19 protein-coding genes are annotated in these 23,118 nt (G+C 50.7%); 6 read left to right on the top strand and 13 right to left on the bottom strand.

Annotated features, from left to right (window positions below; translation table 11 throughout):
- Window positions 1-68: 68 nt before the first annotated feature.
- Together OSH01_RS01540 and gabT are read right to left on the bottom strand one after the other, a co-directional pair.
- Entirely contained in the window at window positions 69-1,451 is a 1,383-nt protein-coding gene (locus OSH01_RS01540) for an APC family permease (RefSeq protein ID WP_266122286.1), read from the bottom strand.
- 157 nt (window positions 1,452-1,608) lie between these two features.
- Window positions 1,609-2,874, bottom strand: a complete 1,266-nt coding sequence (gabT, locus tag OSH01_RS01535) for a 4-aminobutyrate--2-oxoglutarate transaminase (protein WP_266122285.1) — start codon at window positions 2,872-2,874, stop codon at window positions 1,609-1,611.
- A 198-nt stretch (window positions 2,875-3,072) separates the two neighbouring features.
- Here gabT and pdxR point away from each other — a divergent pair, with 198 nt between their 5' ends.
- Entirely contained in the window at window positions 3,073-4,551 is a 1,479-nt protein-coding gene (pdxR, locus tag OSH01_RS01530; RefSeq protein ID WP_266122284.1) for a MocR-like pyridoxine biosynthesis transcription factor PdxR, read from the top strand.
- A gap of 12 nt (window positions 4,552-4,563) precedes the next feature.
- Here the strand turns inward: pdxR and OSH01_RS01525 are convergent, their stop codons facing one another.
- The 4 genes from OSH01_RS01525 to OSH01_RS01510 form a co-directional block, all read right to left on the bottom strand.
- Window positions 4,564-5,004: a TonB C-terminal domain-containing protein gene (locus OSH01_RS01525; RefSeq protein ID WP_266122283.1), complete on the bottom strand. Its 441-nt coding sequence runs from the start codon at window positions 5,002-5,004 to the stop codon at window positions 4,564-4,566.
- Window positions 5,005-5,006: 2 nt separating this feature from the next.
- Complete coding sequence (locus tag OSH01_RS01520; RefSeq protein ID WP_266122282.1) at window positions 5,007-5,687, bottom strand: S1 family peptidase; 681 nt, start codon at window positions 5,685-5,687, stop codon at window positions 5,007-5,009.
- A gap of 176 nt (window positions 5,688-5,863) precedes the next feature.
- A complete protein-coding gene (locus OSH01_RS01515; RefSeq protein WP_376918086.1) occupies window positions 5,864-6,850 on the bottom strand; it encodes a Bug family tripartite tricarboxylate transporter substrate binding protein in 987 nt (328 codons plus the stop codon).
- 53 nt (window positions 6,851-6,903) lie between these two features.
- Window positions 6,904-8,598 (bottom strand): thiamine pyrophosphate-binding protein, encoded by a 1,695-nt coding sequence (locus tag OSH01_RS01510; RefSeq protein ID WP_266122281.1) that lies wholly within the window; start codon window positions 8,596-8,598, stop codon window positions 6,904-6,906.
- A 153-nt stretch (window positions 8,599-8,751) separates the two neighbouring features.
- Between OSH01_RS01510 and OSH01_RS01505 the strand changes: the two genes are divergently transcribed.
- A complete protein-coding gene (locus tag OSH01_RS01505; RefSeq protein WP_266122280.1) occupies window positions 8,752-9,408 on the top strand; it encodes a GntR family transcriptional regulator in 657 nt (218 codons plus the stop codon).
- A gap of 2 nt (window positions 9,409-9,410) precedes the next feature.
- Here OSH01_RS01505 and OSH01_RS01500 read toward each other — a convergent pair whose 3' ends face one another.
- On the bottom strand, window positions 9,411-10,148 hold the full coding sequence (locus tag OSH01_RS01500; RefSeq protein ID WP_266122279.1) for a VOC family protein: 738 nt from the start codon (window positions 10,146-10,148) through the stop codon (window positions 9,411-9,413).
- A gap of 189 nt (window positions 10,149-10,337) precedes the next feature.
- Here OSH01_RS01500 and OSH01_RS01495 point away from each other — a divergent pair, with 189 nt between their 5' ends.
- From OSH01_RS01495 to OSH01_RS01480, 4 genes are all read left to right on the top strand, one after another.
- Window positions 10,338-11,219 carry a LysR substrate-binding domain-containing protein gene (locus OSH01_RS01495; protein ID WP_266122278.1) on the top strand — a complete coding sequence of 294 codons (882 nt, stop codon included), beginning with the start codon at window positions 10,338-10,340 and terminating at the stop codon, window positions 11,217-11,219.
- 172 nt (window positions 11,220-11,391) lie between these two features.
- Window positions 11,392-13,470 carry a LamG-like jellyroll fold domain-containing protein gene (locus OSH01_RS01490; RefSeq protein ID WP_266122277.1) on the top strand — a complete coding sequence of 693 codons (2,079 nt, stop codon included), beginning with the start codon at window positions 11,392-11,394 and terminating at the stop codon, window positions 13,468-13,470.
- Between the two features lie 20 nt (window positions 13,471-13,490).
- Complete coding sequence (locus OSH01_RS01485) at window positions 13,491-13,685, top strand: hypothetical protein (protein ID WP_266122276.1); 195 nt, start codon at window positions 13,491-13,493, stop codon at window positions 13,683-13,685.
- A gap of 21 nt (window positions 13,686-13,706) precedes the next feature.
- Entirely contained in the window at window positions 13,707-15,884 is a 2,178-nt protein-coding gene (locus tag OSH01_RS01480; protein WP_266122275.1) for a phosphocholine-specific phospholipase C, read from the top strand.
- Window positions 15,885-15,956: 72 nt separating this feature from the next.
- Here the strand turns inward: OSH01_RS01480 and gspF are convergent, their stop codons facing one another.
- Genes gspF through OSH01_RS01450 form a run of 6 tightly spaced genes read right to left on the bottom strand, consistent with a single transcriptional unit; the run spans window position 15,957 to window position 23,118 of the window.
- On the bottom strand, window positions 15,957-17,159 hold the full coding sequence (gene gspF / locus OSH01_RS01475) for a type II secretion system inner membrane protein GspF (RefSeq protein WP_266122274.1): 1,203 nt from the start codon (window positions 17,157-17,159) through the stop codon (window positions 15,957-15,959).
- 12 nt (window positions 17,160-17,171) lie between these two features.
- The gene (gene gspE, locus OSH01_RS01470) at window positions 17,172-18,587 is read right to left on the bottom strand and encodes a type II secretion system ATPase GspE (protein ID WP_266122273.1); all 1,416 of its coding nucleotides are present in this window, start codon (window positions 18,585-18,587) and stop codon (window positions 17,172-17,174) included.
- Window positions 18,587-20,854 carry a type II secretion system secretin GspD gene (gspD, locus tag OSH01_RS01465; protein ID WP_266122272.1) on the bottom strand — a complete coding sequence of 756 codons (2,268 nt, stop codon included), beginning with the start codon at window positions 20,852-20,854 and terminating at the stop codon, window positions 18,587-18,589. Before gspD ends, gspE begins: the two co-directional genes overlap by 1 nt.
- A 17-nt stretch (window positions 20,855-20,871) precedes the next feature.
- Window positions 20,872-21,585, bottom strand: coding sequence for a type II secretion system protein N (gspN, locus tag OSH01_RS01460; RefSeq protein ID WP_266122271.1), 714 nt, complete (start codon window positions 21,583-21,585; stop codon window positions 20,872-20,874).
- A complete protein-coding gene (gene gspM / locus OSH01_RS01455) occupies window positions 21,582-22,166 on the bottom strand; it encodes a type II secretion system protein GspM (RefSeq protein ID WP_266122270.1) in 585 nt (194 codons plus the stop codon). The genes gspN and gspM overlap by 4 nt, the downstream gene beginning before the upstream one ends.
- A complete protein-coding gene (locus OSH01_RS01450) occupies window positions 22,159-23,118 on the bottom strand; it encodes a hypothetical protein (protein WP_266122269.1) in 960 nt (319 codons plus the stop codon). Before OSH01_RS01450 ends, gspM begins: the two co-directional genes overlap by 8 nt.

The following is a 23,118-nucleotide window of genomic DNA, read 5'->3' as shown; positions in this document are numbered from 1 at the left end:
CACGAGTTATGGCGCTTCGAAAGGGGCGACCTGCCGTGCAGAACGGCAGGTTGAAGACAGGCGTTCTTTTAGGAAAGATGTTGTTTGCGTTGTCTAAACAGGCTTACGCCAAGAAGCACCCAAGCCAGCAGCATTAACCATTCTTCTAGCACCAAGGCTGACGGACTAAGTGGCAAGTACATGTAGAGCATAATAGCACTGCCCAAGACAGCCAGAATACCTATTGGTAGACCGCCGCGTACTTTAAAAGGACGGGGCATATGAGGTTCACGAATGCGTAGCGTAATAAAAGCCAGGCACACGAGTAAATAAGCTAACACGATAGCTAGACTGCCGGCATTGACGAACCATAGCAAGGCTTTTCGGCCTAACAGAGGGGCAAAAAATGTTACTCCTCCTATGAGTAAAATGGCACGCGTTGGGGTTTTGTATACGGGGTGAATATAAGCCAGCCAGCGAGGCAGCATACCGGCTGTCGCTAAAGAGTAAATGGCCCGGCTGCCGCCGATAAAGAAGGCGTTCCAGCTTGTGACAATACCCGCTAAGCCAGCTAGCACCATCACTTTTCCTGCCCAAGGGCTGTTGAACACAGCCTCCATCGCTTGTGGGGTCGTAAGTATGTCGGGAGACATTTTTTCGTGCGGTAGAGCATAGCCGACAGCAAAAATAATGGCACAGTAAAAAAGCATCGCAGCAATGACTGAGATCACCAGTAGTTTGCCTATCATGGCTTGCGGGACATTGATCTCAGCGGCTGTTTGAGGGATTACGTCAAAGCCCACAAACATAAATGGCACCACCATGAGCACAGGTAACATGCCTAATAGAAAGGATGGCAGCGCACTATCTTGGGTTATTGTATTGTTAAAGAGCGGTTCCATATTTTCAGCTGAACCCTGCACGCTTGCGCCCAGAACGAAGACCACTCCGACCACCACAATGACGAGCGTGACGGCTTTTTGAAAGGAGCTGGCATTTTCAACCCCTTTATAGTTGAGCCACGTGACCAGTGCCGTACCTGCCATGCCTACTAAAGCCCACGTTAAATAAACGTCCCAGCCAGCGACGTTCCAGAGGAAAACAACTTGGTAGTCGGTGGTAATGTGATCAAGAACGGTAGGTAGCGCGACAGCCTCAAAGGCAACGACGGATACGTAGCCTAGTATGAGTGACCAGGTGCAGACGAACGACGTCATTGGCCCAAAAGCTCGTGCAGTAAAAATTTGAGCTCCACCAGTTTCGGGCATAGCTGCGGCGAGTTCTGCATAGCTCAGCCCAATGAAGATGATAATAATACTGCCCAGTGCCATGGCCAAAATAGAGCCAGCACTGCCTGCGGCAATCACCCAGTCTCCGGTCAGAACGATCCAGCCCCAACCTATCATCGCGCCGAATGCGAGAGCCAGTACGTCTTTGCTGCCTAGGACTTTTGAGAAGCCTTGTTCATGCATGGTTGTCTCCGTGTAAGGATAGCGCTTATGGAGCGCGTTATAGTCGTTGTTTTTACTCGTTGTGGTGATGGTGAAAAGTGTGGGGTAAGCAGGGGGCTCTGCCTCTTAGGGCAAGGTATGATTTGCCCCAGAACCCCCGCGCCGTGGTATAGGCTTGTTAGCCGCGTAGTGCCGACTCTAGTATGTCCAGCGCTTCGTCCATGACGTTGTCGGGAATGGTTAGTGGAAAGAGGAAACGGATGACGTTTCCTTCTGTTCCGCAACTGAGCAGTAATAGGCCCTTTTCCAGTGCGCGCGCTTGTACTGCTTTAACAAACTGGCCATCGGCCGCCCGAGTCGTTGGGTCGCGGAACTCAACGGCGACCATTGCCCCCAGACCTCTAATATCAGCAATAATGGGCAGGCTGGTAGCGATGTCCTGCAAACGGTTTTTCAGGCGCTGGCCCAGTGTTTGGGCACGATCGAGTAATTGCTCTTGCTCGATGACCTCAAGTACGGCTAAAGCGGAGGCTATCGCTAAGGGGTTGCCCGCGTAGGTGCCACCCAGACCGCCCGGTGCAGGAGCATCCATAATCTCGGCGCGACCACATAGGGCGGATAGTGGCATGCCTCCCGCTAAACTTTTAGCCATGGTGGTGAGATCAGCGGACACGTCGTAGTGTTCCATAGCAAACAGTTTGCCTGTGCGGCCAAAACCGGTTTGCACTTCGTCGGCAACCAATAAAATGCCATGTTCGTCACAGAGTTGCCGCAGAAAGCGCATAAACTCTGGGGGGCAGACGTTGAAGCCGCCCTCGCCCTGGACAGGCTCTAAAATAATAGCGGCAACTTTATTGGGATCAAGCTCATAGGTGAATAAGTCGCGCAAGGCACGCTGGGCGTCGGCAACTGATACATCCGCTTGTTCATTGGGGTAGGGGACGTGGTATATATCACCAGGAAACGGACCGAATCCTAATTTATAGGGGTTCACTTTTCCGGTGAGCGCCATGCCTAACAGTGTGCGACCGTGAAAGGCTGCGTTAAAAGCTACGATAGAGGGTCTACGGGTGTACGAGCGGGCAATTTTAATCGCATTTTCTACTGCCTCAGCTCCGGTGGTGAAAAAGGCGGTTTTTTTCGCACCAGGCCCCGGTACCAAAGCATTAATTTTTTCGGCTAACTCGATATAACTGGTGTAGGGAACGACTTGGTAGGCAGTATGGGTAAAGCGGCCCAGTTGTTCTTCTATCGCCTGTATGAGTTTGGGATGACGGTGTCCAGTGTTAAGGACAGCGATACCAGCGGCAAAATCGATATATCGTTTGCCGTCTAAGTCCCAAATTTCAGCATTTAGAGCACGATCAGCATAAAAATTGCACATAACTCCTACTCCGCGTGGAGTGGCGGCATTTTTTCGTTGTTGTAATTCACTGTTGTTCATCTTATATCTCCTTTAGGGCTAGCGGTCCCGCTACGGTGTTGGTGGTCAGAAGGGTTTCACGTAGAATATCCCTACTTTGGTATGTTCAAAAGAGCCATTTGCATCCAATCATAGGGGGCCACTTATTGTCGATAGTGGGCACCATGAGCAAAAATTCCTCGAACCTTAATTTTTTCTTGTCTTCTTCAAGGAGTCGTGATGTTAGAAATAGTCTTGCATGAGAGTCTGTTGCAACACTTGGATCGTGACTCAGACGAAACGCTCGTGCGGCAGATTTATCGCGCGTGTAGCCGTTTGATCTTAGAGGGCAGCTTGCCAGCAGGCACAAAGTTGCCTGCCAGTCGTGCTTTGGCGCGAGATATGCAGGTTTCACGCAATACTATTTTGAACGCTTATGAACAGTTGCATGCCGAGGGGTACGTGGTAACACACACAGGGAGCGGGACTTACGTGTCTAACCTTGCCCCGAGTTTATCGCGCGGATTAAAGCCGCCACCCATGCCAATAGCTAGTCCCACCGAAAGCAACATATCCGGACGAGGGCGGCGCTTATTAGGTAATACGTTTGCTGCCAAGCGCCAATGGGGGCCATTCGTGCCAGGTGTGCCTGATGTCACTTTATTCCCAAGTAAGGTTTGGATGCGATTACAGCGCCGTTATTGGAATACGCTGCCTCCTTCCTTACTGACTTATGCGCATGGTGCCGGTTATTACCCATTACGGCGGGCGGTAAGTGAGCATTTACGTGTGGTTCGGGCAGTCGTGTGTGAGCCCGAACAGGTCATTATTACCTCTGGTATTCATCAGTCCATCAGTGTCTTGACGCATTTATTAAGTGATGTGGGAGACAGAGTCTGGATGGAGAATCCAGGATATTGGGGAGCCAGTAGCATGTTGAGAGCGGGTGGTTTACAGCTAGAGCCTGTAGAGGTCACTGTTGAGGGTATGTCACCCAGTGCAGAACAGTTGCAACAACCGCCACAGCTTATTTTCGTTACTCCTTCGCATCAGTATCCGTTGGGTCATGTGATGAGTTTGCCGCAACGCTTGATGTTGTTGGAGTATGCGCAGCGCCATCAGTGTTGGATTATTGAGGATGACTATGACAGTGAGTTTCGTTTTGACGGGCGTCCTATTCCATCGTTACAAGGCTTAGATCAATATGGCCGTGTGCTGTACCTAGGAACCTTTTCTAAAACCTTGTTTCCAGGTATGCGTTTAGCGTATATGGTGGTGCCTAAAGCATTAACAGACTGGGTTGCACGCGCATTGTCGGAACTGTATCGGGAAGGTCGCCTGCTAGAGCAAGCTACCCTGACGGACTTTATTGCTGAAGGCTATTATGCGCAACATATACGCAAAACAAAAACGGTCTACGCACGTCGACAAAGTATATTGCGTGAAGCCTTGAGCCATCATTTTGGGCGCGACTGGCCTATGTCTAATCATGAGGCAGGCTTGCATTTAGTGTTACATTTACCGGCGTATGTTAATGACGTAGCCTTGGCTAACGCCGCTCAAGCTCAAGGTATTTGGGTGCGGCCGTTATCTAGCTATTACGTTGCGGATGCAAAGCCCGGATTGTTGTTTGGCTATGCTAGCGTCAGCGATGAGCAAATACTGCCCAGCTTGCAGCGCCTGTTACCGCTCATTGATCGTGCTTTGGCTACAGCGTGAATGGGCGGTGTTCTAATCGCTCAGCCCCAAGCCTAGTCGCAGACGCAAAGGCTGCGGCATATCGGCCGGAGGGGGCTCACTGAACTCCGTTGAGCTAAGTAGCTCATGCAAAGCTTGGTTAACGGCAGCGTTGGTAAGAGGGGCAAACTCAAGTTGTGAAACACGACCATTAGGCTTGATCCATATAGCGACCACAACAGAGCGTGTTACATCTTGGCTTTTACGCAGCCAGTCTTGAAGCTGTACTACGTGTGCTTCTTCGGTGTTGCTGAGCCTGTCTTCTAACTGTTGGCTGGCTAATGTGGCGTAACCAATCCAATGACTGGGTACAGCATCGGCGTGAGCAAGAGGGGTGAATACTCCTGATAAGCCTAGACAGAGGACTAAAGCTGCGCGAGCCAGCAAGGGGCAGAACGAAGCTTGAAGACGGAGGAGTTGAAAGAGAAAGTGCATGGTTATTGTGGTTCATGACAAAGTATGCCTACTGCCAAGGTGGCAGCACGAGGCGCTTGAGCCTGTAAATGGCCTAATTGCGCGGCATCACTTTCTTGAAACGGAATGTGATGCTGGCGCAGAAAAAGTTTAATGTCATCAGCCGCTACGGCTCGTACACGAGTAGCGGCTTGCTCATCAAGCTGACCAGTCGGGCGGCTAAGCATAATTTTTCCCGCGGGGCGGGGAGCCACTATATGGCGTTCTACTACCATCCCGAGTAGTAAACCAGATGCCCCTAAAACAGCCCCGCCACTGGCTCCGGGACGCACATCAGAGAGCATAGACAGTTCTCTGTCAGCAGTAATAACAGCGTTATAAAGAGTTTGGCCACGTTTTTCCATGCGTTGCAGTTCGCTGTATGACTGCGTGAATACAGGCTGTCCCTTTTTTAAGGACCCGGCCGCTTGCATGAACGTAGCACTGACGTAAGGCTGTAGACTAGTTTGTAGCACCGCTAGGTCGTGGCGCTCGTGATGGGCGATGAGCGTGGCGGGGACCACTTGGCGGTATTTGATAGTGGATATAGAAGTGCAATGTTGTACGGCGTGATAGGCCGTTAGCACATCCCCACGGGAGTTCAGGAAAACTCCCGTGGCGTGAGTTTGTAGGCTGGCCGCCGACGGAAGTTCGGGGGCGGCCATGCTATAGCTAGATAGGCTGCATAGTAGCACTGCGACATGGGTACAGCGCAATGCTGCGCCCTTTACAGGACGCCATGAGTAATAGCGACGCATCATGAAAAAAATAAAAATAATTGCTTATCTTAAGTAAAGTTCATGACGCCACGATGGCTAGTCAAGGATAAGTCGACTTATTATTACTCTAAGGACAACCCAGTTTCTTTGACAAAGTTGTCCCAACGTTGAAATTGCTCCTGTGCATAGTTATCGACGGATTGCCCGTCTGTGGCCATGACCTCGAAACCTAAGTCTTCTAGACGGTCTTTGACTTGGGGGGTGTTGAGAGTTTTGGCAAAGGCGGCCGTTAGCGTATTAATGGTGTCATTGGGTGTGGCAGCCGGTGCAAAAATACCTATCCATGAATAAGCTTCAAAGTTAGGGTAGCCACTTTCCTTGACAGTAGGTACATTCGGCAGGTCACGTAAACGCTTATCGCCGGAAACTGCCAATGGTTTAATATTGCCACTTTCAATTTGAGACTTCAGCGCAGCATAACTGAGGAAAGTAATATTGCTTACGTTGCTGAGCAAAGCTTGAATAGCCGGGCCACCACCACCGTACGGAACGTGCAAGATATCCATCCCAGCTGCACGCTTGAGGTCCTCAGCGGCCAGATGGTTCAACGAGCCAGCGCCGGTTGATGCATAGCTGTACGTGTCAGGAGCTTGTTTTGCCGCAACAATAAACTCCTCTAGGTTATTCCCCGGGGTTTCTTTGGATGCCCCAATAACTAAGGGAAAGCGTAGTGCAAACGTGACGCCACGGAAGTCTTTGAACGTATCGTAGGGCAAGGCGCCCGGACGAACTACTGGGTTGATGCTGTGACTATCGAAGCTGACGAGTAAAGTATTGCCGTTAGGTTTGGATCGAGCGACATAAGAGCTGGCAATTTGCGTTGCCGCGCCAGGCTTGTTTTCAACAATCACGGTGCGGCCTAAATGCTCCGACAATACGGGTTGAATAATTCGTGCTGCAATGTCTGTGCTGCCTCCGGGGGGAAAAGGTACGATCAGGCTAATAGGGCTATCGTCTACGGCGTAGGCTACCGAGCCTAGCGCCATGGTGTAGCTGATGCCTAATGCTGCTAGACCTTTAATGCTTCGTGACCATACGGTGTTCTGCATGGGGGTTCCTCCTTTGTTGGTTAAGACTTCTTATTGTATGTTTGGTACTAGACTTAGCCCATCCACTGACTTACGGGTGCTGCGCTGTCTTGGAGAGGTTGAGAAATGATATCAATCAGTGCAGGGCCGTCGTGTTTTAGTGCGGCTTGTATGACTTGATCTAACTGGCTAGGGTCTTCTACTCGGAATCCTTTGACACCAAACGCCTCTGCTACTCTTACATGGTTAGTGCGATTGAAATCAACGGAGAAGTAGCGCTCATCGTAGCCTGCTTTTTGACTGGCTTTAATCCAACCGTAGCTAGAGTTCGAAAACACGATCATTTTCAGCGGTATTTGGTGGCGCACAATAGTTTCGAGTTCACCGCAGGTAAAGCCAAAGCTACCGTCGCCCATCACAGAGACCACGGTAGCATTGGGGCGTCCGATTTGTGCTCCAACGCCGGCCGACATGGAGAAGCCTAAAGCGCCATGAGCTCGGTTAGTGATGAAATGACGTCCCGCTTGTGGCGCGTTAAAGTACGCCGAGAAGTAGGGGCATGGTGTACCTGGGTCGGCCACTACCACGGCATCGGCAGGTAAATGACGGTTTAAGCTATCCAATACGCGCTCAGGGCGGATAGGGGTATCTAACGACTGCGCCAGTATATTGAAAGCGTCCCACTTCGCGGTGCGCGACTGCGCCACAACTTTAGCGCCATTCACAGCATCGCTAGGACGAAATTTCAAGCGTTCGGTAACGGCGTCATTAAGGGCTTGTAGGCTGATTTTTGCATCGCCCACCATCCCTACATCCGTGGAGTAGTTCGTGCCCACGACCATTGGGTCAGCATCCAAATGAATAATGGTTTTGTTGCTGTCAGGGAAACGCCAGTGCTCGGTAGTAGTGGAGCCAGCACGGCAGCCGATGAAAAAGATCAGATCTGCTTGTTGTACGACTTCGCGGGTTGCTAACACGCCACCATTTGATCCTACCACTCCCGCATTTAATGGGTGCATATCGGCTAGCGAGCCCTTACCACTAACGGTGGTGCAAACTGGAGCATTTAACGCATTAGCGAGGGTTTCAAGTTCAGCGCAGGCCGAGGACAGTACGACGCCGCCACCGCAAATTATGATAGGAGCACGAGCGGCAATCATTTTTTCAGCTGCACGCTCAATATCGGCAGGGGCCGCTGCAGAGCGCATAGCAGGGAATTGCGCATGCTCAGGTTGCGCCCACAAATCCGCTGCTTCTACTGCATGTTTTTGTACGTCGTAAGGCAGGCAGATATGAGCCGAGCCAGGCTTGCCTGTGGTCATGGCGCGAAATGCTGCACGTACCGCACCAGGAATCTGGCTGGCTAGGTCAATGGTGGTATTCCACTTTGTTAAAGGACGGTATAGCGACTGCTGATCTAACTCGGTTAAGGGGTACTTCCCCCGTGATACCACCGATACGTCAGAGGTGATGCCTAGTACAGGAATTGAAGACTCGTTGGCCTCCACCAAGGCGGGTAATAAATAAGTCGCACCGCCACCACTGGGGCCTTCGCACACACCTACCTTGCCCGTGACGCGGGCGTAGGCATCTGCCATATATCCAGCGCTGCGCTCATCGCGGGTCAAAATATGCTCCATACCGTGATCGAGCCTAGCCATAGCGTCGTAGAACGGTAGGCTGGTGTCACCGCACAAGCCAAAAATATGCTTGACTTCGTTGAGTTGCAGCATGCGTACAAAGGCTTCGGCGCCGTTGATTGTGGACATAAAGGTCTCCAGTAAGATGAGATCAGACGATATACTTTGGTTAAGTATACTTTTAAGTATACTGGAAAGCATACTAGGGGAAACCAAGGCTTCATGCGATAATTTAGCCTTCTCTATAAGACTCTTATTGTGATGACAAACTCAGCAATTTCTATGACACGGGGCCAGCGCGGGGAGGACGTTTTGTCTCGGCTGCGTGATATGGCGATTTTTTATGAGTTCAAGCCAGGTGAAAAACTAAATGAAACCGAGCTTGCCCAGCAGCTAGGGGTCAGCCGTACCCCCGTGCGCGAAGCCTTAATGGCCTTAGCTTACGAAGGCTTTTTAGAACCTGCTGGGCGTGGGTATGTGCGTCGCCGCCTAGATGTACAAGAAATCAATGACTTGTATGAGCTACGTTTAGGCATAGAAAAAAACTGCTGTAACCTAGCTGTGTTGCGAGCCACTGATACACAGATTGCCGCGTTACAAGCCTACCTCGACCATAGCCGTTCGGTGCCCAACGAGGTCACCGCGACCGAGCTGGTAAAGCTGGACGAGGGTTTCCATCTGCGTTTGGCGGAAATGTCGGGGAATGCTGAACTCGTCAAGTTAATGCAGTGGATCAGTCAACGGATACGTTTTATTCGTTGGATTTCCATGGATATCACGGTACGAGCGTCTACCCAAGAGCAGCATCAAGAGCTTTTAAACGCGCTGAAAAGTCGTGACGCTGAAAAAATGTTGGCATTGATCGGCGGCCATATATCGCTGCGTCAAGAACAAATTTTAGCGGCAGTGACAAAAGGCCTAGCCCATATTTATCTGTGATGTCACGGCGATAAATGCGTGTTAAAGCGTTGCAGGGGTTGCGAGGCATAGCCTAATACCGCGTGATCAATTACCGCCTGTTTCTCAGCAGCGAGACTGCTGCTAGCTTGCAGGTGGAGTGTGCAATTATCTAACGGTAATAGCCATTCATTATTCACGTGCTGATGTGCTAGGCCGCACAGTTGGCTGAGCTTTTTAGCGGTGGTTTGGGGGCAAGTTGCTTTTAATACGATGCTGTGTAAGTGGGTGGCACCATTAGCATGCTGTTGGGCAGATCTATGCCAAGTAAGCTCTGGGCGTAGATGCTGGCAGAAATAAATGCGTAGGCCGGGTATAGGTTGAGTGGCAAAGCGTACCGTATCGAACTCGACAAGTTGGTCGTGTGCCAGATCGTGCACAGGACGAGTTAAGCGTTGCACTGGATTGACGTCAAAACCTAAAGTTTTTAGGCGTGTATAAGTGGCTTGTGCATCGTGTGTTTGTAGCACTAAAGCATCTAGACCTAGGCTCTGTTGCGCAATTTCTTTGCGTTGCGGGGCAGTGCCTGTGGGCCAGCCAAGTAGTTCTATATACGTACTGTCCAACGTAATCAGACGATTCATTGAGCCCAAGTTGTGGGTGGCATAAGGGGTGAGATGAAAACGATCCTGCTCATACAGGGTAGAGAGGGATTCGATTTGATCTCGTAGCATTAACACTAAATGATCAAAGCGTATATGTTCTGTGGCTAAGCTAGGCATGAAGGTAGAGCACATAAGCAAGGCAAAATGAATCAAGAGGTAGACAAGTAGAGTGTGCAGGGTAAAACACTTGGGAGCAGGCGTCTAGGGAGTGCATATGGCTGTCATCTGTCTTTGTTATCTTGTGGGCAGTCTTTGTACCTATCTTTGCTTGGAGTAGCAGGTGTTTTTCAGGTTCTGCCACGTTATGTGGCTACTATTGCTATGATTTCTTTGCCGTTTAAAGCTTTCTTGCTAGTGGCACAGCACGGGAGCATTACCTATGCCGCTCAGCGCTTAGCCTTAAGCCAACCTACCATTACAAATTATATTCGGCAGATTGAACAAGAGTACAAAATAGAATTGTTCTATCGTCAAGGAAAAGGCTTGGTGATTAGCCCAGAAGGGCGTGCCTTGTTACCGCGTATAGTGCATTTGCAGCAAGAGGCGACACAGATAGAGTTTATGCTGCGCGACTACACCCGCCTGTTGGATGGGGAATTGCGCATAGGGGCCACAGGGCCTTATTACATTATGGGACACATACAGGCTTTTAAACAGCGTTACCCTAGTGTGCAGATGCATTATTGGCAAGGTAACTCAGAGCGCATTCTAAATGCGATCCGCCACTACGAACTAGAGATCGGTACCTCGTCTGTTATGGTGGATGATGATGCTTTAGAGCGTACCGTGCTGGCACGCGATGAGTTGTATTTTGTTTGCCATGTTAACCATCCTCTAGCAAAAGCTGCGCGCCTACGCTTAGCGCAAATTCAGCCGCATGCTTTTTTGATTCGTGAGCCCGGCTCTATGACGAGACAAGCGGTGGTTGAAGCTTTCAGCCAAGCTGGCCTGGCATTACCCGCGCTGACAGAAATGAGCAGCCGCGAGGCAATACATTGGGCGTTAGTCCAGGGTATGGGGTGTACCTTATTGCCCAGTCAGGAAATACCGCCGCTACCTAATTTGTGTCAAATTGCTTTAGCTGACCACGCCGAACCCATGTATGAGTATCTGTATTACTTGAAAGAACGTAAGGATACCGCGGTGTTGCACGCATTTGTTCAAAGCCTACCAAATAAGGGCGTATAAATTTTTGATAGGCCCATCAGAAATTATCGTGTTCTTGTCATGGGCTTATCACTTCCACTATTGATACTTAAAGTGTTTCTTGCCGGACGCACTCTGCGTCGTCATGCAAGCAAGGAGTAGATCGGGTAAATCTGCATCTACTGACTGTAACGTCATCAATAGAAGCACAATCATGGAATATATATATCGAGGGGAAAAGTGCGGTTGGCGCGTCGCTCAACTTGCCCTGGCCGCAGCACTAGTGTCCTTGCTTGCCGCCTGTGGCGGTGACAGTGGCAGTGGTTCCAGTACGACAACAGGGCAAGCTCAGCCCGAAAAAGCCGAACCGCAACATGAGTTCAAAGCATTGGGTGGCCACAAGACATTGTTGGTGCAGTTAGATGGAGTGGCTCCCGAGCAGATTAAAAAAGTGCAACAGGAACAGGCCGCGTGGAAGTCTCTGGGCTCATTGCGCCTGCTGCGCAGTGGTGGCTATGAAGGCACTGACAGTGAGCAAATGACACTGCCCCTGCCTAGTTGGGCATCGCTACTGACAGGTACGTGGGCAACAGAGCATGGAGTGGCGCTGTCTACCTATAGCGAGCAGAGTGCCCTGCAAGTACCCAGTATTTTTCAGTGGCTCAAGCGCGCACACACCGAGACAGTAAGTAGCTTAGCGGTCAGTAAAACTGATTATAGTCAGGTGCTTACTGCTGAGCATCAAGCTGGTTTCATAGACCATTTTACTGTTTGTGAGCAGGCGGATGAGTGTGTGACACGGGCCACTGAACAGGCTTTGTTAGACGGGTCAGATTTCATTGTGGCGCAGTACTCGGCAGCAGACAACGCGGCGCGCGAGCATGGCCTGGCATCCTCGCAGTACCAGCTAGCCGTGCAACGTAGCGTGCAGCAGATCAGTGAGTTGCTAAGCGTAGTGAGCGCTCGACAGCAACAGGCTGATGATGAGCAATGGCAATTAGTGCTCGTGAACAGTTATGGGCTCGATGAGTTTGGCACCGCTACCGGAGCTCAGTTTACCCCCAACAAAACCGGCTGGTTGTTAAGCAATATTGAGTACGGCGCAGCGATTCCCGAGCAGCCAGTCCCCCCATTAAAAGCTTTAGACTACGCCACGATTGTTGATGTAACGCCTACGGTGCTAGCTGGCATGAACGTGCCCGCAAACGATAGCTTTGCCTTCAATGGCAATGACTTACGTCAGGATGTGCAGCTTAGTCAGCTTAGATTTAACTATGATCCACACACCTATGCTCTCACGCTTAAGTGGAGAGTGTTAGCCGGTAGTGCAGGACAAGATCCCGTGCAAATTTATCGTAACGGAAATCTGCTAGCGACGTTGGATAGCAGTGTGCGCCAGTATTTGGATCGAGATGTGCCAGCAGGGCCTGAGGGCACTCTCATTCCCTTGCGTTACGAGTTGCGGGTAGGTCAAGGGCGCGCGAGTGTGAATGCGCAAGTGCTACCACCACCTAGTTTGTACGCATCGGTGCTAGATGGATTACGCATCTATTACCCATTTAAAAATGGGCAGGCTAACGATGTGAAACAGGTCTCTAATTTCAGTGCCTGGAATACGACTCACTCTGGTGCGACCTGGGTAAGTGAACCGGCTCAGCTACCTTTTAGGGAGGCGGATGGCACGCAGGCCTTAGTGTTGGATATGGGTGTGCATCAGCATGGTGGTAAAGCTGGCTACAAGCTAAGCATGCCAAACTCCGATGTGACTTTAAATCCAAATGTAGACGCCTTTACGATTGGCTTCTGGTTCAAAAGTAATGGTGTGTGCATAGGCAGTGGTAGCGCACTCATCGCTAATAAAAACTACAACAGCGGCAATACCAATGGCTTGGCAATCGGCTTGTTTGGTGGTTGCGAACTGCGCTTTAACACGGGCGGTGGTGGTGGTCGTGATGAGCTCGGTGGGATGGGCACTACTCCCGACGAATGGGTCTATGTAGCGATCGCGGTAGATAAGAAGAATAGTCGTCTGTACGCCTATGCGATGGATCCAATATTGGGCATGCAAACCAAACAGATGGCCATGGCACCGGCACGTGTGGCAGCGATTGGCGGCTCCGGTCAGCAACTCATGGGGTTTGGCGATGATACCACTGGTGAATACTCCTCCCGATACAACTATTCAGGTGTCAACAGCTTTGCTGATCTGGCGATCTGGGATCGTGTGCTTAGTGTAGATGAGGTGCGCAGCCTGTTTGCCTCTCGTCATCCTATTTCTTCCTTACTTCCTTAAGGTTTTATATGCAATTCGGTATGACTTCTCATTTCACCTCTTTGCGCTGGCGCTTGCTGGGGCAAGCAGCCGTTGCCGCACTGTTTTGCTTAGTGCTCGCTGCATGCGGTGGCGATGGCAGCAGTACAGGTGTTAGTGGCTCAGACAGCAAACCTGGTGCTACGCCTGAACAGCCTGAAACCGCTAAACCCGCAGATTTGCATTGCGCCCCTTAATTTCAGTTTGAGTAGATAGTTATGACAGTCTCTAGAAGAAATTTTATTCGTGGTATGGCCGGCGGCAGTATGGCTGCGACGGCGCTGGCGGCTTTTCCCCCCAGTATACGTAAGGCGTTAGCGATTCCGGCCAACAACCGCACAGGCACCATTAAGGACGTTGAGCATATTGTCGTGTTGATGCAAGAAAACCGCTCTTTCGACCATTACTTTGGTACCTTGCGCGGTGTGCGTGGATTCGGCGATCGTTTCACTATCCCTGCGCCCAACGGACGTAGTGTTTGGGAGCAACATGATGAGAACGGCAAAGAGATCGCCCCTTATCATTTAGATAGTGCCAAAGGGAATGCGCAGCGAGTAAATGGTACCCCTCACTCTTGGGTGGATGGCCAGTTAGCGTGGGATCATGGTCGTATGACTGAGTGGGCGCGCCATAAGCGTGCTCATTCCATGGGCTATTTCCGTGAGGAAGAGATCCCCTTCCAATTTGCGATGGCTAATGCGTTTACCCTGTGTGATGCTTACCACTGCTCTATGCATACCGGCACCAATTCGAACCGTCTATTTATGTGGACGGGTACCAATGGCCCGACCGGGTCAAACCAGGCAGTGGTCAATAACGTTTGGGATAGCATTGGCTCATCGGCCGTAGGTTTTGATTGGGTGACCTATCCTGAGCGCTTAGAGCAAGCAGGAGTGACTTGGAAGTTGTATCAGAATATGCCTGATAATTTCACCAACAACTCTTTGTCTGGGTTTAAGCAGTATCGGCGTGCCAATGAACAATCAGGAAAGCCCGTAGGTGGCGGTACGTCTAACCCTGCCTATCACCCGGATGATAACGCGGGTAATCCTTTATATAAGGGCATTGCGAACACCATGCCAGATGGTGGTTTCTTGGCTCAACTCCGTGAGGATGTGATCAATAATGAGCTGCCACAAGTAACATGGATAGTTGCTCCCGCGACCTATTCTGAGCATCCTGGGCCTTCAAGCCCCGTACAAGGTGCGTGGTATACCCAAGAGGTGTTGGACGCTTTAACGGCTAACCCCGAGGTGTGGAGTAAAACCGTACTGTTAGTAAACTTTGATGAAAATGATGGTTTTTTTGACCATGTTCCATCACCCTCTGCGCCTTCCTACCAAGCGGACGGCAGCTTAGCGGGTAAAACTACTTTAGATGCGCAAAGCATGAGTTATGAATACTATACGCATGCGAATCCGCCAGGGATTAACCAACCTGCTCAAGACCGTAAGGTGTATGGTCCTGGAATTCGTGTGCCTATGTATGTCATTTCTCCTTGGAGTCGAGGCGGATGGGTGAACTCCGAGGTGTTTGATCACACTTCAGTGATACGGTTTATAGAGGCTCGCTTCGGGGTTCAGGAACCTAATATCAGCCCTTTCCGTCGTGCAGTATGTGGTGACTTAACTTCGGCGTTTAACTTTGCCTCGCCCAATGATGAGCCGTTACCCTACTTGGAAGGACGCAAGACGCGGGACGAGGCGGATACGATACGCCGCGAGCAAGAACTCTTGGCTCAGGTGCCGCGGCCTAGTATTCCTAAACTACCCGCGCAAGCCTTGGGAAGTCGCCCTTCACGTGCCTTGGCGTATCACTTGCATACCAGTGCACGCTGCGATCCTACCAAAGGCGTACAACTTATTTTCGCCAATACAGGAAAGTTAGCCGCGGTCTTTCATGTGTACGACAAGTTTAATTTGGATCGTTTGCCTCGTCGTTATATGGTGGAACCTGGTAAAACATTGGAAGATGTTTGGAATGTGGTCAAAGACAATATGGGGCGCTATGACTTATGGGTCTTGGGTCCAAATGGCTTTCATCGCCACTTCAAAGGGAATGTGAGCGTATTGGGTGCGCAGCAAGCTAGCCCAGAAATACGTGTTTGTTATGACGTTGCCAACGGTAAAGTGTCGGTGGAACTGATGAACGGTGGCCAAGTGGATGCTGGCTTTACAGTGCAGGCCAATTTTTATCGTGAAGACGGGCCCTGGACTGAGTCCGTCAAGGCGGGTCAGATGCAAACCTTAAGTTGGGATCTGGATAAAAGTGGTTATTGGTACGACTTCAGTGTCACTTCCAGTACTGACAACAACTATTTGCGTCGTTTTGCTGGACGTGTCGAGACAGGGCGGCACGGTGTGAGTGATCCGGCATTAGGTCTGCTGGATTTCTAGAGACCGATTGAAGTGGGCAGTGTATAGGGCAGATGTCACCATCTGCCCTATTTGTTGGCTAGCCAACAAGGCTTATTGAATAAGCTGGTTCAGCTCAATAATGGGTAGCATCACGGCCATGACAATCAGCAGTACAAATCCGCCCATGAATAGAATCATCAATGGTTCCATCAGTGCAGTGGTACGTGTGGCGCGTTGCTCTAACTCGTTGGCCAATGTTTGTGCGGCCCGTTCTAGCATGATGTTTAAGCGCCCGGTACGTTCGCCACTTTGTACTAAATGCACTAATAAGGGTGGAAAACAGCCTTGGGCACGCAGGGTGGGTGCTAAGCTTGCCCCTTCTTGGACATTAAGCCGCACTCGGTGTAGTGCCTGTTTCAAGTAGGTATTGCGCACGGTGTTTTGTGCTGCTTGCAATGCGGACAACAGAGGAACGCCGCTGCTATTGAGTATGGCTAACGTAGAGGCAAATCTGGCAATGTCCATGCCTTGCAGATACGCCCCTAATATCGGTGTTTTCAGTAGTTTGGCATCCCAACTTAAACGCAAGCTGGGGACACGCATGGCTAAACGCCATATCATCAGCAAGCTGACGATAAAAATAAGCATGAGCCACCCCCATTTACGCACGCTGTCGCTGAGCCAAATCATCACTACAGTCAGCGTAGGTAACTCGTTTTGAGTCTGGGTGAATGCGCTGACCACCTGAGGCACCACATAACTGAGCAAGAAGATAATGATCAGTACCGAGACGATACTGACTATCACAGGGTAAATCAGGGCATTGCTAATTTTATTACGTAACAGATTGCGTTTTTCCATGTGGTCGGCCAGTCTCACCATCACCTCATCCAACTGCCCAGTTTGTTCACCTGCGTCAATGAGAGCGCGGTAAATAGCAGGGAATACAGTGGGGAAGGCCGCTAATGCTTGCCCCATACGTTGTCCGGCTCGTATGTCTTGCAAGATTTGTCGTAATACATAACGGCTGGTAGCGTGTTCGCTTTGCTCTATGACTGCGCTGATCGCCGCTTCCAGAGGAAGCTGAGCTTCCAGCAAGCTGGCTAATTGGCGTGTTAGCCAGCTTAGCTCTTTGTCGCTGAGTTTGAGTGGGCGTAATAGACTGCCGTGACGTTGTGAGCGTGCTTTGATTTTTAGTACTAACAAGCCTTGTTGGGCAAGTATGCTTTGCGCCTGCTCCAGATCGTCGGCTTCGAGGGTATCTTGCTGTGCGTTACCGCTGGCATCCATTGCGTGATAGTGAAAATAAGGCATGAGGTCGCTTCCTTAGTCTTCTCTAGTGATGCGCTCTAGCTCTTGGAGAGAACTGACGCCTGTATCGATCCAACGAAGTCCATTTTCATACAGGGTTTGCATCCCTGCCGCGCGTGCCAGTCGACGAATCTCATGGGTGTTACTGTTTTTACTGATTTCACTGCGCAAGTCGTCGGTGATAAGCAGTAATTCGTGTACGCCTGTGCGACCAGCATAACCGGTGTGGCCACAGTGCGTGCAGCCTTGCGGGTTCCACTGAGCGGGCCCGTCAGCCTGATCTGGTACCTTGCAGTGTTGGCACAGGCAACGTATCAGGCGTTGGGCTAGCACTCCTTGCAAGGTGCTGGCCAATAAAAAAGGTTCTACTCCCATGTCGATTAAGCGAGTGGGCGCTGAGGCTGCATCGTTGGTGTGTAAGGTCGCTAGGACTAGGTGTCCGGTGAGAGACGCTTGGATAGCGATTTGAGCCGTTTCTAAATCACGAATTTCCCCTATCATGATGACGTCAGGGTCTTGGCGTAGGATGGCGCGTAGCGCCGTGGCAAAATGCAAGTCTATGCGCGGATTCACTTGAATTTGTGAGACCCCCGGCAGATCGTATTCAATCGGATCTTCGACCGTTAAAATATTTGTACTATTAGCATCCAGTCTATCTAGCGCAGCGTATAATGTGGTGGTTTTCCCGCTGCCCGTGGGGCCGGTAACTAAAAAGATACCATGTGGCCTGCGTATTAAGGCTTGTAACTGTTGCTGATGGTCATTGGATAGGCCCAAGGCTTGGAGCGTTAGGCGGCCCGCTGACTTATCCAGCAAACGTAATACGGCTCGTTCCCCGTGGCCAGTAGGTACGGTGGAAACACGTACATCAATCGCTCGCCCTCCCACTCGGACGCTAATACGGCCGTCTTGTGGAAGGCGTTTTTCGGCAATATCTAAGCGTGCCATGATTTTAATGCGTGAGATCAAGGCATTGTGTAGGGCGCGGCGCGGACGCACGATATCACGCAAGGTGCCATCAATGCGGTAACGCACGATGGAGTGCTGTTCGAATGCTTCTATGTGTATATCGCTAGCGCCCTGATTCGCAGCTTGTGTGAGTAATGCATTAATCATGCGTATGATAGGTGCATCGTCGCTGGCCTCAAGCAAGTCCTCAATTTCGGGGATATCGTGCATCAAAGTATCGAGGTCAATCTCATTGCTGGCTGCATCCATGACGGCCGCGGCATTGTCCTGTTGACCATACGAGTTATTCAACCAGTTTTCTACCTCTAGGGCAGATACTTGTTTAAAGCAGGCCTCTCGATATTGACGCCGAATTTCGTCCAGCGCCCAGGCGGGTGTTTGTTCACAGTAGTACGCATGCCATTGTCCTTGTTCTTCGCACAAGACAACACGTTGGCTCTTGGCCCAAGCGTAGGGCAGCATTAGGAGCTACTCCTTAAGTCCATGGCGGGCTCTTGCAAGCTTTTTATTTCTGGCAGCGCAGGCCCAGAATCCTTGGGACCAAACCAGTTATCAATAACGGGTAATTGATTTTGTATGGTTTGCATGTAGTTATAGCGATCTAACGTAAGGCGGCGGCTGTCTTGGCTATTGCGCACGATATGTGGGCGTAGAAAGATCATCAGATTGGTTTTGGCACGACGCTGCGTGTTGTAGCGGAACAGATTACCTAATACGGGAATATCTCCTAACAACGGCACGGAGGACACACCGTCTTGAGCCCGGTCTTCCAGTAAACCACCTAGTACAATAATTTGCCCGTCATCCACTAACACATTGGTGCGTAAGGCACGTTTGCGAGTCACTAGGCCTGCAGCACCATTTGATACGTTAGGATTAAGGCTGCTGACTTCTTGGTATAAAGCTAGCTTAACGGTGCCACCTTCAGATATTTGCGGTTTGATGCGCAGCGTAAGGCCGACGTCTTCACGCTCTATGGTTTGGAACGGGTTGCTGGCGCCGTCGCCCGAAGTGGTGTATTGACCTGTCACGAACGGTACGGTCTCACCCACAATAATGCTGGCCTCTTCATTGTCTAAGGTCAGTAAGTTAGGGGTGGATAAAATGTTAGCGCCACCCTTGGTTTCTAAGGCACGTGCTAATACACCTAAATTAATAATTTCCGTTCCCAAGACATTGACGGTTCCTTTGACCACTCCCAGGCTTAGGCCTTTACCTAAAGCGTCTAAGGTGGTGGCTCCTTGAACAGAGTTGCTCACTCCACTACCGCCCAGGTTAGCGCCGCCAATAAACCCGTTGCCTCCCTGACCTAGATTGTTGGCACCGGCCATCCACTGAATACCAAACTCGGTGGCGTTATCGGCGTTGACTTCAACAATTAGGCTTTCTACCAAGACTTGCGCCCGGCGCTGGTCAAGCAAGTCAATCACCTCGCGTATGCTGCGATACAGTGGCGGGGGGGCAGAGATAATGAGCGTGTTGGTGCTGGGGTCCGCTTGTATTGTGGCTCCGCCTGCCGAAATACTGACGGTACCGGCCGGGTTGTCAGTAGATAATACCGACTGAGCCAGGTCTGAGACGCCCTGGTTTGACGTGGCTTGATTTGAGCTTGCCGCAGGTTGATTGATAGTTTCTTGGCTGGCGCTACTGTTATGCTGACTTTGTGGATTTAATCCTTCTAAGGCTCCTTTTAATACCTGTGCCAACTGAGTGGCCTGGGCATTTTTTAAATACACGACATGCAGGTTGTTAGGCTGTGCATGAGGCGAATCTATTTTATAAATCAGCTCCTTGGCCATTTCTAGTCGCGTAGAACTGCTAGCTCGTATGATGATAGCGTTGGTGCGCGGGTCAGCCACAATCTGAGTGCGTGCGTAAGGGTCTTGATTATCATCGTCTAATAGTTGTTTTGCCAAGGCGGCGACATCTAAGGCCACTCCATGCTCGATGGTGATCAGTTCTGTGTTGAGACTATGTGCAGTGTCTATCCTGGCGATGACATCTGCCACGCGGGCGATATTGTCAGCGTAATCGGTAATCACCAAGGTATTGTTATTGGCATAGGCGGTAATAGGATTGTTAGGGCTGATCATGGGACGCAATACGTTGACCAAATCATTGGCTTTCTCATATTGCAGCGTAAACACTTGTGTCACGATCTCGCCTGCTAGCTGACTTAACTCCAGTGGGGTATAGCTCACTGCGCTAGCGTGCAGTTTGGCCTCACTTTCTGGTATGACTTTACTTACGCCATTACTATGTACCACCGCAAAACCTTGTAAACGCAGGGCGTTTAACAACATACTGTAAGCATCGCGTGGGCTGACAGGCACTTCTGATACCAGCGTTAATTGTCCTTTAACGCGTGGGTCTATTAGGAAATTACGCTTGGTGAAACGAGCTAAGGTATGAACCACCTGCTCAAGGTCGGCATCCACGAAGCTCAGGGCTAAGGGCTCCTCATCCTCTGCCTGTTGTAAGGGGGCGGGGGGTGAGACACGTGTCACTTGCGGATTCAGATTACGATTGCTGCGAGGACGTGAGCTGGCTCTAGGGGCAGGCGTACTGCTTGAGTTCGATACGGCCTGTGGTTGCGTTGCTTGATCCTGAGCGCTCGATTGTATGGTCAACGTGCGTTGCGGTGCAGGTGCGGTAACGCTGGCGCAGCCTTGTAAAATAAGTAAGCTGCTGCACAGTGTTAAAGGAAATGTTTTATAGATACGCATCATAGGATGGGAATAAAAAATCAGTACGCAGACTGTAGTTTGAGCTTTACTTGCCCCTGCTCTACAGGGCCTAGAAAACGCAGAAAATCGTTAAGTTGTTCTAACTCTGGGCCACTGGCCGAAGCGCTACCCGTAAAGACAAAGTTTTGTCCGGCAGGCGCTTGACCGCTCCCTTCTAAAATGAGTGGGCCAGATTCAGTGCTAAGGTTGATACGTAAAGGTTGCCATTGCAGTTGTGCTTGATAACTGCCTAACGGCTTAATCGGGCTGATGGCCGCGCTGGCTTGACGCCAATGTAAGGTGACGTTGGTACCGGCCTGTCCCAATGCTAAGGTGGGCCACTCTAGGCTTAGCTGGCCTTCTGGTTTTAGACTATTAAATAAGGGGTGTAGGCGGTGTAAGGTGCTAGCGGGAAGTTGCAAGCGGCCCTGACTTAAGCGCCAGCCATTACCTTGCCAGCGAAGGTAAACGGCTTGACTCAAGTCCTTACTGCTCAGTTCAATTTCAGGCCAAGGGGTGAGTTGCCAGCGCCAGTGCAGCCTATTTGGTAAGGCTTGTACTTGGTCTGTCTGCACAAGCAACTGAGCGCTGCCCTTCCATACGGTGCCCGTTGGCATATTGAGTTGTAGTACAGAAGGTAATAAACGCTCCAGCCAGGCACTAGGCGGAGCATAAAGTAGACCGATTAGAAAGCCGGCAATGAGCACACAGGTAAAGAGCACTTTGCGTATCATTGGTTGACCTGCTTGGTTGTGTCGGCGTCGTTTGGCAGCAATAAGGCTGAACCGTTGATGACACCGGCTTGTGGGCCCAGCTCTCCACGGTGGCGTTGTAGCGTGAGGGTATGAGCCTGTAGCTGTATTGTTGGGGGCGTATGCAGCAACCAGCGACTCAGCTCTAGGGCAGGGGCTTGTTTGAAATCAAGGGCGATGCCTGATGTGGCCGGCTGTTGCTCAACGAGTATGACGTGCTCCTTTAAAGAAGCAGGCAGGCTGTTAATGAGCGCTTGTGCCTGTTCAGCGCTTGCTAAGGCCACAGTAGGAGCATGACTGCTTTGTGCTTGACTGATCAGTTGTTGCAACTGCTCTAGTTCAGCCTGCGCTTCAGAGTATTGTTGACGCAGAGCATGCCGCTGTTGCCATTGATGTTGTATGCCGTAGATCAGCAGTAGCAGGGGTATGCATAAGCTCAGCAGCACAACACGCTGACGTTGTCCGGCTTGCATCTGGCGCCATTGAGCTTGCAGCGGCTGTAATGTGGGGTGCAGCCAGCGCTGTAAAGCTAGCAAAAAGTGTGGATAAGCGGGTTTACTCATGAGGTGTAAACTTAATTTGGAGTACGTGTTGCGGCGCGCTGGTGTCGAGTTGCATGGAGTAGTCTAGGCTGTTCGTTTGCAGAGCCTCCTGCAGAGCCTGTTTATCCGTTTCGGCGTGGTCGGCCAAGGTAAGGCTGAGCAACTGATCCTCCCAGTGCAAATCCAGTATCTCTACGTTTAAAGGAGCCAGCTTTTCCAATGCAATTTGAATGGCGTGTATAGCATCCGGACGAGTGTGATCTTGCCCTTGCTCTTGCAGCGCACGGCGTGCTTGTGCTAACGGGGCGATAACGGTTGGGATGGATGGCCACTGTTTTTGTACGGCCATTACACTCGCTTGCCGGGTTTGCGCTACTTGGGCTTGGAGCGTAGAGGTTTGAATCGATAAGACCAACCACAGACAGGCACTTAACAACAAGCTCAGTACAGCCAATTGATAAAGCTTGTTGTACAGCGGCGAGTGCTGAGCGAGTTGACGCGCAAAATTAAGGGCTGAGACAGGGGTGTAAACCTGCCCTTGTGCTGTGTTCTGGTTCGGACTAGCGGCTAACGCCTGTATATGAGCGTTCAATACTCCGGCATGTTGCAACTGTTGTTGTAAGCGTTCTAAAGGAGCACGGGCGGTCCAAGTTGCTTGGGCATTTTGTGGAGCGACAATTTGGTAGCACAGCACATGCTGGTTTAAAGGGCCTAATAACATTTGTTGTACGCGACTTTTAATAAAGTTGTCGCGCTGGCTTTTTTTTACCAAAGGAAAGTTAAGCGTCGTGCACACTGTGTCTGTAGCAGCGAGGAGCAAAAACCAGCGGTAGCGGTTGTATTGTTGTAGTAGTTGCGCCCAGCTTAAGCTTCCCTGATGAGACTGGTTACCATTGACTAGACTGTAGTCAAGTATTGAGTCTGAGCTTAATGTGCTCAGTTCGGGTAAGAGTATTTGTATGTAACGGCGCAT

Source organism: Alcaligenes endophyticus (assembly GCF_026344035.1).
Taxonomy (GTDB): Bacteria; Pseudomonadota; Gammaproteobacteria; order Burkholderiales; family Burkholderiaceae_B; genus Alcaligenes; species Alcaligenes endophyticus.
The sequence above is the reverse complement of the archived record's forward strand: the minus strand, read 5'-3'. Positions and strand labels throughout refer to the sequence as shown.